Origin of the sequence: Flavobacterium sp. JLP, from assembly GCF_015350755.1 — a bacterium.
In the GTDB taxonomy this organism is placed as follows: Bacteria; Bacteroidota; Bacteroidia; order Flavobacteriales; family Flavobacteriaceae; genus Flavobacterium.
In genome coordinates this window covers 440,620-453,112 of sequence record NZ_JADKPS010000001.1, presented here as the reverse complement: position 1 = coordinate 453,112, position 12,493 = coordinate 440,620, and the positions used below count along the sequence as shown (strand labels likewise).

Genomic DNA, 12,493 nt, shown 5'->3' with positions numbered 1-12,493 from the left:
TTTTACGAATTTTAGATTTCAATCAAATAATTGATTCGTGAATTCCTAAAATTTGTGGCAAAAAAATATATAAAAGTGGGCAATATGAATAAAAAAAGACTCTTAATTATTGATGATGATTCTAGAAATATTTTTGCTTTAGAAAATACTTTGCGTGCAAAATCATTTGATTGTGTGTCTTGTTTAAGTGCAGAAGAGGCTTTGAAATTATTAGAATCAGATAATCAGCATATTGATGCCATTTTAATTGATATGATGATGCCTGAAATGGATGGTTATGAAGCAATTCCGTTAATAAAAAAGATTCCGTCAAGAGAGTCTACTTTTGTCGTTGCGGTAACGGCACAGGCCATGACAGGCGATAAAGAAAAATGTTTGGAAGCGGGTGCAGATGATTATGTCTCTAAACCAGTTGATGTAGATAAATTACTGCTTGTTTTAAGCAAAATTTGATGGATTATGATTGAGGATATCGAATTAGAAACGCTTATAAATGATGTTTATGAATATTATGGTTTTGACTTTGGGAGCTATTCCAGAGCTTCATTAAAAAGGCGTGTCAACAGAGTTTTTCATTTAGATGGATTTACCCATTTTCATGAATTTCTCTCAAAAGTTCGATACGATCCAGAATATTACAAAAGAATGATTGATGAAATTACGGTAAACGTTACCGAGATGTTTCGCGATCCTGGTTTTTATCGAGTAGTTAGAAATGAAATTTTGCCTTTGTTAGGCACAAAACCTTTTATAAGATTATGGCATGCAGGCTGTTCTACAGGCGAAGAAGTCTATTCTATGGCTATAATGCTGAAAGAAGCTGGTTTGCTGCATAAATCACTGCTCTACGCGACAGATATTAATGCAACTGTTTTGGAAACAGCCAAAAAAGGAATTTTTCCTTTGCGAATGATGAAAGAATATTCAGAAAACTATCGTGATGCAGGCGGTCAGGAAGACTTTTCTAGTTACTATATAGCCAATTACGGAATAGCAAAGTTTAATGAAGAGTTAGCTGAGAAGATGGTTTTTTCGCAGCATAATTTAGTTTCAGATACATCATTCAATGAATTTGATATGATTTTATGTCGTAATGTTTTAATTTATTTTGATACTAATCTGCAAAAAAGAGTTATCAATCTATTTGATGAAAGCTTAGCTGTATTAGGTTTTTTGGCTTTAGGAACTAAAGAAACCATAAAATATTCTGTTGCTCCAAACAAATACAAACAGTTGGAAAAAGAGAAAATATGGAGGAAGATAAAATAATATCAGGCTGTAAAGTAGTAATTATAGGAGGATCTGCAGGAAGCTTAAATGCTTTGATGCAGATATTGCCTGAATTATACAAATTAAATGATTATGCAATGGTGATTGTACTGCATAGAAAAAGCACAGATGATCAAACCTTAGAGGAGCTAATTACATTAAAATCAAGTATAAAAGTAAAAGCGGTAGAAGATAAAGTGCCTCTTTCAACTGGATTTATCTATATAGCGCCATCTAATTATCATTTGCTTTTCGAAAAAAATGATTTTCTTGCATTAGACACTTCTGAAAAAATAAATTACAGCCGTCCAAGCATAGACGTATCATTTGAATCTGCGGCCGAAGTGTATGGAGACAGTTTGATCGGGATTTTATTATCTGGTTCTAATACTGATGGAACACAGGGCTTAAAAGCAATTAAGGAAGCTGGCGGTACTATTGCAGTTCAAAATCCGCTTTCTGCAGAGATGCCTTTTATGCCTAATAACGCTATTTTATATACAAATCCTGACTTCATCTTAACAAATGAGGAAATCCTTCAGTTTCTAACTTCAATTAATAGTTAAACTTAATTTTCAGGTTTTGGTTTTTCATCTTCTGGCAAAATTATTTTGTTTAATTCAGCTTCTTTTTCAGCTCTTTTTTTCGCGGCTTTTCCTTTTCCAATGGGTATTCCAGCGGTTACATATAAAGATCTGTTGTATTGATCCGGACCGTCACCTTTCATTACAGGTACTAGACCGTAGTAATATTGGACAGTAATATTTAAGCCATTTCCAACATTCATATGATAACCTGCGCCTAAAGCTAGACCTGCATCTATCACATGAATTTGATCTCTGATATTTTTTTTATAAACAACATCGTCTTTGTTGATTTCATTTTTAAATTCATCAAAAGCTGTTGCCAGCAAACCTAATTGAGGTCCCGTCTTTAAATAAATATTATTTTTGAATTGGTATTTAATTAAAATAGGAACATTAAAATAACGAATTTCGCGATTTACGCTTCCGCCAGTAAACGTATTGTCTAAATTTACATCGTCTAAAGAGTATACTGGAATTCCATGTGCTCCCATAGGTGATTTTACAATAACACCAGTATTAATCATCCAGGCTGGATTTTTTTTAGAGCGAAAATCAAAATAAAAACCAAGATTAAATCCCACATTCGTTCCAGAAGATTCTAAGTTAGAAATAGTCGAGAAATTGGCACCGCCTTCTAAACCAAATTCTAAAAAGGGAGAATTCAGCTTGTCTCCAAAAATCAATGAAATTAAAACTTGAGAATGCACAGGAGCAATGCAAAAGAATACAATAGAAAGTAATAAACCTTTTTTCATAAAATTGGCTTTAAAGTCCAAAACGATACTGAAGTCCGCCTAGAAATTGTGTACGGGTTCCTAAAAATCCTGCTTCAAATCGAAACATAATGTGCTTATTATATTGATATTGGGTACCAGTAATAAAATTCCACATGTCTTTAGGTGCTTTCTGAAGAGAATATTGTATAGTTGAAGTTTCAGCTGTACTTAAAGCGCCGTCTAAATGCGTTAAGAATGTTCCTGCGCTTTCTAAAGCTCTATTTGCGGTATCATGTTTGGTAATATTTATAGGATTATTTTGTTGTGCAGGGGTTAAGCCATTCCACCAATTATCTACTTTTGTCTGGTTATCAGATATCTTTGTTAATCCTTCATCGACTTTTCCTTGTGCAGTATCCAAATCAAAAATATCAGACAAGGCTATATTTCCATTAGTATCTCCTGAAATATGAACTCTAAAGGCACCAACCCAAAATGCTATATTTTCATCTTTTTTATTAAACTTAAAAGTCTTGCCTAATCTCGGACCAAAAATATAAGAAAAAGCGGGCTTATCCAGTGCACTGACATCACTCCATGACATATTCATATCAAGCGCCAGCCATCCGCCTCCAATTCCGATTGTTGGCGTCATTCCTATCCCAACTGTTGTAGCATTAAAATTGGCTTTAGTACTAAAACTGGCAACTTGCGACCAATTATTATCTGCATCCGGAACCCAAATTCCGGCATTGATTTTTGTTGTGGTATTTGCTTTTCCCAAAATGCCATAAATATTTAAAAAAGGAAGCAGCCAGATATCAGGTCTTATGGTTACTGCACCAGCTTCAACAGAAGATTTATCAAAACGTACAATTTCATCTAAATTATACATTGGACCATTGTTAAATCCAACTTCAAGGTCATTAATGTTTATTTCAGAGTCTTGCCAAAAATAATTAACAGAAAGTCCGGCAGAATAAGGCAATTTATACCCTTTTTGTGCTACCTTCTCACCCCATATTGGTAAGGCATATGGATATTTTTCGACTTTAAGACTGTCTTTTAATTCTTGGTTTTTTTCTCCAACGATCTTGTCAGTATAAACTTGACCGAAAATTTGCATGCTAAAGAATAATAATGAGGCAGATATTATTGTATTACATTTCATCGAATTAAGGTTTTAGGATTAATTAAATAGAAACTGCGTAAATAAATAAGTATTATGGTATTCTTGAGGGGATTTTATGCGTATTCTTTTGGTTTATAATAAAATAGATCAAAAAGGCTTTGAAATAAAAAACTAATTATATATGATAATTATTGTTAAAGTTAACTAAATTTTCTTACCATTTCTAATATTTTTTTATAAACTAGAATTTTTAATTGATTTTTTTTCTTGCATTTGCTGTAAATAATGATCTTTTATAAACATCATTTTCAATAATTTAGATTTTTTATAACAGAATAAATATTATTTTTACAATGTGAAATGGATAGCAATAATATTATCAATTTATTTGATGGCTCTTTCAAATATGCCTTGTGCAGATATGGAAGTGGACAGTGCTGTTCATAAAACTGCACAGTTTTCATCAGAAGCGAATCATTCGCATGATAAAAACAGCGATTTGTGTTCGCCATTTTGTGCCTGCAATTGCTGTGGTGCACAGGTTTTAAGTTATCAATCCTTGGTAAGTATTGATTTTCCTGTTGCATATTCTATTATTTCGATTCAATTACCAAATTACAATTCCGTTTTTGCTTCTAATTTCTACGGAAGTATTTGGCAGCCTCCTCAAATAGCATAATGATGCCCAATTCAATTGGGTGAGATTGTAGTGGATTTTCCACAGAATAACTAGACAGAGCTTTGTCTAATTTCTCACATCATTATATATTCAAATGTTAGATAAAATTATACAGTTCAGTATAAAGAATAAATTCTTTATACTGCTATTTACCCTTGTATTAATAGCTTTGGGAAGCTATTCGCTCAAACAACTGCCACTTGACGCCTTGCCGGACGTTACAAACAATCAGGTGCAGATTATCACGACAGCGCCTACGCTTGCAAGTCAGGAAGTCGAACAATTAATTACTTATCCTTTAGAACAGGCCGTAAAAACGGTTCCAGATATTATTGAACTTCGCAGTATTTCGCGTTTCGGATTGTCTGTTGTTACCGTCGTTTTTGAAGATGATGTTGATATTTATTGGGCCAGAGAACAAATTTTTCAAAGATTAAAACAAGCCGAAGAAAATATTCCGTCTTATGCTGGCTCTCCAGAACTAGCTCCAATTTCGACAGGTTTGGGAGAAATTTATCAGTATGATGTTTATGCCAAAAAAGGCTATGAAAAAAAATACGATGCAGTTCAATTAAGAACCATTCAGGATTGGATTATTATTCCGCAGCTGCAGGGAATTAAAGGCGTTGCGGAAGTTAGTGCTTGGGGAGGAAAACTGAAACAATATGAAATTGCTGTCAACCCAAATACACTAAACAGTCTTGGAGTTACAATTACTGAAATTTTTGATGCTTTAGAAAAAAACAATCAAAATACCGGTGGTGCTTATATTGAAAAAGATCAATATGCCTATTTTATTCGCGGTGTCGGAATGGCAAAAGGAGTTGCAGATTTAGGAAATGTGGTGGTAAAAAACCGCAACGGTTCGCCAGTTCTGGTTCGCGATGTTGCCCAAGTCCGTGAAGGCGTTGCACTGCGTTACGGAGCTTCTACAAAAGACGGAAAAGGGGAAATCGTTTCAGGTTTAGTTTTAATGCTAAAAGGAGAAAACTCAAGTGCTGTTGTTAATCGAATTCATGAAAAAATGATTCAGATTAATAAAAGTCTGCCTGAAGGAGTTGTGGCTGAAGCTTTTATCGATAGAGGAAAATTAGTTGACAATGCCATAGGAACCGTTACAAAGAACTTATTAGAAGGCGCATTAATCGTCATTTTTGTATTGATTTTATTTCTTGGAAATCTTCGCGCCGGATTGATCGTCGCTTCTGTAATTCCTCTTGCAATGCTTTTTGCTGTTATTTTGATGAATGCCTTTGGCGTAAGCGGCAACTTAATGAGCTTGGGCGCAATTGATTTCGGTATTATTGTAGACGGCGCCGTGATTATTGTAGAAGCCACAATGCATCATCTGCAGCAACTAAAAAATAAAAAAGAGTTAACTCAGGAAGAAATGGATGTTGAAGTCTACAATTCAGCTTCGAAAATCAGAAATAGCGCTGCTTTTGGTGAAATCATAATTCTAATTGTTTACCTGCCTATTTTAGCCTTAATAGGAACTGAAGGAAAAATGTTTAAGCCAATGGCACTGACGGTTGGTTTTGCTGTAATTGGAGCTTTTGTTTTGTCGCTGACATATGTGCCGATGATGAGCGCCTTGTTTCTTTCGAAGAAAACAGAACACAAACCCAATTTCAGTGATAGAATGATGGTTTGGCTGGAATCTTTCTACAAGCCATTTTTAGAAAAAGCTTTACAGTTTAAAAAGCTTGTTTTAGGAATTTCTCTCGGTTTATTTGCTCTGGCATTCATTATTTTCAATACAATGGGAGGAGAATTTATTCCGACTATTGAAGAAGGAGATTTGGCTATAAATGCCACAATTATGACGGGAAGTTCGCTTACGCAGATGGTAGAGACGACTACGAAATATGAGAAATTGCTAAAGGATAAATTTCCAGAAATTAAAACGATTGTGACCAAAATTGGAAGTGGTGAAATTCCGACCGATCCTATGCCAATTGAAAGCGGTGATTTAATTATCGTTTTGAAAGATAAAAAGGAATGGACCGGAAAATATCATAATTGGGAAGATCTGGCCAATGCAATGAAAGAAGAAATGGAAGTGATTCCTGGTGCTAATATCGAAATTTCACAGCCCATACAAATGCGCTTTAATGAACTGATGACCGGGAGCCGAAGCGATGTTGCTATTAAAATTTTTGGAGATGATTTAGAAATTCTGGATTCAAAAGCAACCGAATTAATTTCAAAAATTAAAAATATTGACGGAATTGGCGATTTAAAAGCGGATAAAGTTACAGGGTTGCCTCAAATTACAATTAAATACGATTACAATAAGATTGCATTATATGGATTGAATATTTCAGATATTAATCAAATAATCCGTTCCTCATTTGCGGGAGAAAGTGCTGGTAAAATTTACGAGGAAAGCAAAAGATTTGATGTTGTAGTAAGGATGAATCAAGACAATCGCGCCGACATTACAGATGTGAGCAATTTGTTTATTCCGTTGCCAAATGGTCAGCAGGTACCGCTCTCTCAGGTTGCCGCTGTCGATTATGAGCAAGGGCCGGTTCAGGTAAGCCGCGAAGATGGAAAACGACGTATTACAATTGGCTTGAATGTTCGCGGACGCGATATAAAAAGTGTTGTAGAAGAAATTCAGCAGAAACTAGATAAAGATTTAAAACTTCCTTCAGGTTATTATGTTACTTATGGCGGACAATTTGAGAATCTAATCGAAGCTACGAAACGATTATCAGTCGCCCTTCCAATTGCTTTAGGATTAATACTGATTTTACTGTATTTAACTTTCAACAGTTTCAAACAGGCGGCCTTGATTTTTACTGCAATTCCGCTTTCAGCAATTGGAGGTGTTTTTGCGCTTTCGCTGAGAGGAATGCCATTTAGTATTTCGGCAGGAATTGGTTTTATTGCTTTGTTTGGAATTGCTGTTCTAAACGGAATTGTTTTGATTTCGTACTTCAATCAATTAAAATCAGAAGGAATATCAGATCCGCTCCAAAGAGTTTTAATCGGAACCAAAACCAGATTACGCCCAGTATTAATGACTGCCGCCGTAGCTTCTTTAGGATTTATGCCAATGGCATTATCAACAAGCGGTGGAGCAGAAGTTCAGAAACCTTTAGCGACGGTTGTAATTGGCGGGTTATTCTCAGCAACCTTACTAACCTTAATTGTTTTACCGATTTTGTATTTGATGTTAGAGAAGTTTGACCGTAAAAAAGAGATAATTAGATAATTAGATAATTAGATAATTTATGCTTGTCTACAAAAATACGCAGATTTAAGCAGATTTGATTTTTGATTCTGATAAAAATAATCTGCGTAATCTGCTTAAATCTTTTTTGAATCTGCGTGAAATAAAAATAAATAAAATGAAAAAACTACTATACAATCTAAGAAAAATAACCTTTGCGAACTTCGCGCATCCCTTGCGATCTTTGCGGTTAATTGCATTTATGTTGGCAAGCACGCTGATATCAGCGCAAACCAAAATATCTTTAGAAAAAGCAATAGAACTCGCTAAATCAAACAACATCGATTTAAAAATTGCCGACAAAGAAATCGAAAAACAAACGATTCTAAAAAAGACTGCTTTTCAGGCAGATCCGCTTCAGGTTCAATATCAGGGCGGGCAATTCAATAGTGCTGATTTTGATCATAATGTTTCGGTACAGCAATTCTTCCCGATAGGAAACATTACAAAAGCCAATCGACAATTACAGGAAGAATTGGTAAAACTGGCAGAAAAACGAAAAGCATTATCATCTTATGAAATAGAAAAAGCTGTTACATTAGCGTATTATCAATATTTATATGGAGTTTCCATTCAGAGATTAAACTCAGAATTAAATGAGATTTATACCAAATTTCTAAAGAATGCAGAGCTGCGTTTCCAGACTGGAGAAAGTGGTAATATTGAAGTAATCAGTGCCAAAGCCAAAGTAAAAGAAATTGAAACGCAAAAAGCGCAGTTAGAATATGACTTGGCCATGTATCAAAAACAATTGCAGTTTTTCGTTCAAACCGATGAAAATATTGTTCCAGATGAAAATACGGCTTTGCAATATTCTATTGGAAAACGAGAAGATAACAATAAAGCTTTGGGCTTAGTAACCGCTTATTATCAACAGCAAATTTCGGTTTATCAGAAAGAAACGAATACTTTTAAGGCTTTGCGAACTCCTAAAGTTGGCTTGGGTTATTTTGCACAGACCATTAATACTGAATCGTTATTTCAAGGCTTTACAGCCGGTTTGCAGATTCCGTTATTTGGCGGTGTTAATTCGGCGAAAGCCAAAGCTTCAGAAATTAGTATGTCGCAGTCGCAATTGGCTTTAGATAAAAGCAAATTAACTTTGAACTTGCAAATTCAAGAATTGCAAAACAACTTCGAAAAACAACAAAAAGCATTGAATTATTTCCAAAATGAAGGTTTGCAATATGCAGATCAAATCATAAATACAGCGCAAAAAAGTTATGCAAATGGCGATATGAGTTATTGGTCATACATCAGTTTTTTAAATCAGGCAATTGATATTAAAAAGCAATATACCGAAGCAACGCACAGCTTTAATCAAAGTGCAATAGAATTGCAATATCCATCCATCAAAAACAATTAAAAATGAAAATAGATTTAACAACATATTTAACCGCAAAGGACACTAGGTTTTCGCAAAGATTACAAAGTTTAATTTCTTTGCGCGCCTCGCGCTTTTTCCTTGCGTTCTTTGCGGTTACTTTCTTAAGCTGTAATGAAAAAAAAGCAGAAGAAACGCATGAAGAAGAAAAATCGCAAACAGAAGTTTCTTTAACAAGTGCTCAATATAAAACAGTTGGAATTGAAACTGGATTTATCGAAGAAAGAAACCTCAACAAGGTCATAAAAGCCAATGGATATACTACAGTTCCGCCACAAAATTCTGCTGAAGTTTCAACTTTGATTGGCGGAACCGTTAAAGATATTTTTGTTTTGGAAGGTACTTTTGTCAATAAAGGAAAAGTTTTGGCTACAATTCAAAACTTAGAAGTTATTGAAATGCAGGAAGATTATCATTCTGCAGCAGCCAATATTGAATATTTACAATTGGAATATAACCGCCAGAAAACCTTAAGCGAAGAAAATGTAAATCCGAGGAAAACGTTTCAGGAAGTTAAATCAAAATTAGCAGCGGAAAGAGCTCGAGCGCAGGCAGCGAAAAATAAATTAGAAGCGTTGCATGTAAGTACGAAAGGAAGTACGTCGCTTGTGCCAATTGTTGCACCAATAAGCGGATATGTGGGTAAAATTAGCATTGCAAAAGGTGCTTATGCCCAAACAGGAGTTTCGTTGTTTGAAGTGGTTGATAACAGTCAAATGCATTTGGATTTGAATGTTTATGAAAAAGATTTGGGTTCGATTTCTGTTGGGCAGGTAATTGATTTTGTTTTAACGAACCAATCGAACAAATCCATCAAAGGAAAGATTTTCGGAATCAATAAATCATTTTCTAACGAAAGCAAAACCGTTGCTGTTCACGCCAAAATCGAATCTGCTGATGCAAAAGGTTTGATTCCGGGAATGTATGTTTCGGCAAACATTAATATCACAAATGCAACTGTTCCTGCGTTGCCAAAAGAAGCTGTAGTTCGAAATGCTGATAAGTATTTTGTTTTTGTAGAAGAAGAAGCAAACCAAAAAGAAATTCATTTTAAAGCCGTTGAAGTTATTCCCGGAACAACAGATTTAGGTTTTACGGAAGTTAAATCTGTCGATAGAATTGCTACTGATGCTAAAATTGTAACGAAAGGTGCTTTTTATTTGCTTTCTGCGATGAAAGGCGGAGGAGAGCATGAACATTAAAAAGGTTTCAAGTTTCAGGTTTCAAGTTAAAAACAAAGCTCGTAAGTTCAGAACCTGAAAACTGAAACAATCAAAATTAAAAAGAACCTTACAATAGAAACAATTGCAAGAAAAGCAGTAAATTTAGAACTAATTAGACAAGGTTTAACTTGAAACTTGACACAAATAAAACTTGAAATTATAATATGATACACCAAGATATAGAAGAAAAAATAATCAAAAAAAAAACCAATCAATCGGGATGCTGTGCAGTACATGAAGATCATAACCATTCTGATGAAGACGGGCACGACCACGATCATGAACATAATGCTGAAGGCAGTTTGTTTAAAATGTTTTTACCAGCTATAATCTCATTTGTCTTATTGCTTATTGGGATTGTGTTTGAAAACTATTTTCCGCAAAACTGGTTTTCAGGATATGTTAGAATGGCGTGGTATATCGTAGCCTATTTGCCTGTTGGACTTCCGGTTTTGAAAGAAGCTTACGAAAGCATTATAAAAGGCGATATATTTTCAGAATTTTTCTTAATGTGCATTGCTACAATCGGAGCGTTTGCAATTGGCGAATATCCTGAAGGTGTTGCTGTAATGCTTTTTTATACTATTGGAGAAAATTTTCAGGGTTTGGCTGTTAGCAGAGCAAAATCGAATATCAAAAGCTTATTAGACCAAAGACCAGATGAAGTTACTGTTTTAGAAGATAATGTTGCCACAAAAGTCAAAGCAGCCGACGTAAAAATAGGATCTATTATTCAGCTTAAAGCGGGAGAAAAATTAGGTTTAGACGGAGAGTTGCTTTCTGATACGGCATCTTTTAATACAGCAGCACTTACAGGCGAAAGCAAGCCAGATACAAAAGTAAAAGGCGAAAACGTTTTGGCCGGAATGATAAACGAAAATACTATTGCATTAATAAAAGTAACCACAGCTTATAGTGACAGCAAGCTTTCTAAAATTTTAGAAATGGTTCAAAATGCCACGACTAAAAAAGCGCCGGCAGAATTATTTATTAGAAAATTTGCTAAAATTTATACCCCAATTGTGGTGTATCTTGCAATTGCAATTTGCTTATTGCCAATGCTGTTTGTTGATAATTATGTTTTTAATGATTGGGTATATCGCGCTTTAGTGTTTCTGGTAATTTCTTGTCCATGTGCATTGGTTATTAGTATTCCGCTTGGTTATTTTGGGGGAATTGGCGCAGCAAGCAAAAACGGAATACTTTTTAAAGGAAGCAACTTTCTTGACAGCATTTCTACGATTCAGAATGTCGTGATGGACAAAACAGGAACCATGACTGAAGGTGTTTTTAAAGTGCAGGAAGTTATTATTTTAGATGAATTTGATAAAGATGAAATCCTGAAATTAGTTAATGTTCTAGAAAGTCAAAGTACACATCCAGTTGCAACGGCAATTCACAATCATGTTGGTCAGGTTGATGCTTCGATTGAATTGAAAAATGTAGAGGAAATTTCCGGACACGGATTAAAAGCTGTAATAAACGGAAAAGAACTGCATGTAGGGAATTTCAAATTGATGGATAAATTTAATATTAAATATGATTTAGATCCAAATTCAGTTGTTTACACTACAATTGCCATTGCATACGACGGAAAATTTGCTGGTTACATTACTATTGCAGATGAAATTAAAGAAGATGCGAAAGAAGCAGTCGATAAACTAAAAGCATTAGGTGTTAAAGTAACGATGCTCAGCGGTGATAAAACCAATGTGGTACAATTTGTTGCAGATAAACTTGGAATTGCACAGGCTTTTGGAGATTTACTGCCAGAAGATAAGGTCAGTAAATTAAATGAAATTAAAGCTAAAAACGAAACAGTAGCATTTGTTGGCGACGGCGTAAACGATGCACCCGTAATTGCTTTAAGTACGGTTGGAATCGCAATGGGAGGCTTAGGAAGCGATGCCACTATCGAAACTGCAGATATAGTGATTCAGGACGATAAACCCAGCAAGATTCCGATGGCGATAAACATTGGCAAGCAAACCAAAAAAATTGTGTGGCAAAATATCACTTTGGCTTTTGTCGTTAAAGCTTTTGTGTTGATTCTTGGCGCAGGCGGACTGGCTACTATGTGGGAAGCCGTTTTTGCCGATGTTGGCGTAGCATTATTAGCGATTTTGAACGCAGTCAGAATTCAGAAAATGAAGTTTTAAACTTAAATATTCAAAAGCCCAATTCATTTTATTGAATTGGGCTTTTGCTATAAATATGGTTCACTTATTAAATAGTATTCAAAATTTCAATCCATCTTTCTTC

At 34.8% G+C, this 12,493-nt stretch carries 10 protein-coding genes; 8 read left to right on the top strand and 2 right to left on the bottom strand.

The features are described 5' to 3' along the window. Window positions 1-84: 84 nt before the first annotated feature. From IRZ83_RS02055 to IRZ83_RS02045, 3 genes are read left to right on the top strand one after another with little or no spacing between them, the layout of a single operon-like run. Window positions 85-453, top strand: a complete 369-nt coding sequence (locus IRZ83_RS02055; protein ID WP_029269786.1) for a response regulator — start codon at window positions 85-87, stop codon at window positions 451-453. Window positions 454-459: 6 nt separating this feature from the next. Next, window positions 460-1,269: a CheR family methyltransferase gene (locus IRZ83_RS02050; protein ID WP_029269788.1), complete on the top strand. Its 810-nt coding sequence runs from the start codon at window positions 460-462 to the stop codon at window positions 1,267-1,269. After that, window positions 1,251-1,835 (top strand): chemotaxis protein CheB, encoded by a 585-nt coding sequence (locus IRZ83_RS02045; RefSeq protein WP_194566497.1) that lies wholly within the window; start codon window positions 1,251-1,253, stop codon window positions 1,833-1,835. The genes IRZ83_RS02050 and IRZ83_RS02045 overlap by 19 nt, the downstream gene beginning before the upstream one ends. Window positions 1,836-1,837: 2 nt before the next feature. On the opposite strand, the gene IRZ83_RS02040 is transcribed toward IRZ83_RS02045, so the two are convergent. Further along, window positions 1,838-2,611: a porin family protein gene (locus IRZ83_RS02040; RefSeq protein ID WP_194566495.1), complete on the bottom strand. Its 774-nt coding sequence runs from the start codon at window positions 2,609-2,611 to the stop codon at window positions 1,838-1,840. Between the two features lie 10 nt (window positions 2,612-2,621). Next, window positions 2,622-3,743 (bottom strand): hypothetical protein, encoded by a 1,122-nt coding sequence (locus IRZ83_RS02035; RefSeq protein ID WP_194566493.1) that lies wholly within the window; start codon window positions 3,741-3,743, stop codon window positions 2,622-2,624. Window positions 3,744-4,059: 316 nt separating this feature from the next. Between IRZ83_RS02035 and IRZ83_RS02030 the strand changes: the two genes are divergently transcribed. The 5 genes from IRZ83_RS02030 (at window position 4,060) to IRZ83_RS02010 (ending at window position 12,390) form a co-directional block, all read left to right on the top strand. Further along, on the top strand, window positions 4,060-4,383 hold the full coding sequence (locus IRZ83_RS02030) for a DUF6660 family protein (RefSeq protein WP_231632070.1): 324 nt from the start codon (window positions 4,060-4,062) through the stop codon (window positions 4,381-4,383). Window positions 4,384-4,477: 94 nt separating this feature from the next. Then, window positions 4,478-7,606, top strand: a complete 3,129-nt coding sequence (locus IRZ83_RS02025) for an efflux RND transporter permease subunit (RefSeq protein ID WP_194566491.1) — start codon at window positions 4,478-4,480, stop codon at window positions 7,604-7,606. 136 nt (window positions 7,607-7,742) lie between these two features. After that, window positions 7,743-8,990, top strand: a complete 1,248-nt coding sequence (locus IRZ83_RS02020; RefSeq protein WP_194566489.1) for a TolC family protein — start codon at window positions 7,743-7,745, stop codon at window positions 8,988-8,990. A 2-nt stretch (window positions 8,991-8,992) separates the two neighbouring features. Further along, a complete protein-coding gene (locus IRZ83_RS02015) occupies window positions 8,993-10,210 on the top strand; it encodes an efflux RND transporter periplasmic adaptor subunit (protein ID WP_194566487.1) in 1,218 nt (405 codons plus the stop codon). Window positions 10,211-10,395: 185 nt separating this feature from the next. Next, entirely contained in the window at window positions 10,396-12,390 is a 1,995-nt protein-coding gene (locus IRZ83_RS02010; RefSeq protein ID WP_194566485.1) for a heavy metal translocating P-type ATPase, read from the top strand. Window positions 12,391-12,493: the final 103 nt, after the last annotated feature.

Excerpts from the sequence above, each read along its gene's own strand:
- IRZ83_RS02045 (WP_194566497.1), top strand. The coding sequence starts at position 1,251 with ATGGAGGAAGATAAAATAATATCAGGCTGTAAAGTAGTAATTATAGGA.
- IRZ83_RS02050 (WP_029269788.1), top strand. The coding sequence starts at position 460 with ATGATTGAGGATATCGAATTAGAAACGCTTATAAATGATGTTTATGAA.
- IRZ83_RS02010 (WP_194566485.1), top strand. The coding sequence starts at position 10,396 with ATGATACACCAAGATATAGAAGAAAAAATAATCAAAAAAAAAACCAAT.
- IRZ83_RS02020 (WP_194566489.1), top strand. The coding sequence starts at position 7,743 with ATGAAAAAACTACTATACAATCTAAGAAAAATAACCTTTGCGAACTTC.
- IRZ83_RS02035 (WP_194566493.1), bottom strand. The coding sequence starts at position 3,743 with ATGAAATGTAATACAATAATATCTGCCTCATTATTATTCTTTAGCATG.
- IRZ83_RS02055 (WP_029269786.1), top strand. The coding sequence starts at position 85 with ATGAATAAAAAAAGACTCTTAATTATTGATGATGATTCTAGAAATATT.
- IRZ83_RS02015 (WP_194566487.1), top strand. The coding sequence starts at position 8,993 with ATGAAAATAGATTTAACAACATATTTAACCGCAAAGGACACTAGGTTT.
- IRZ83_RS02025 (WP_194566491.1), top strand. The coding sequence starts at position 4,478 with ATGTTAGATAAAATTATACAGTTCAGTATAAAGAATAAATTCTTTATA.
- IRZ83_RS02040 (WP_194566495.1), bottom strand. The coding sequence starts at position 2,611 with ATGAAAAAAGGTTTATTACTTTCTATTGTATTCTTTTGCATTGCTCCT.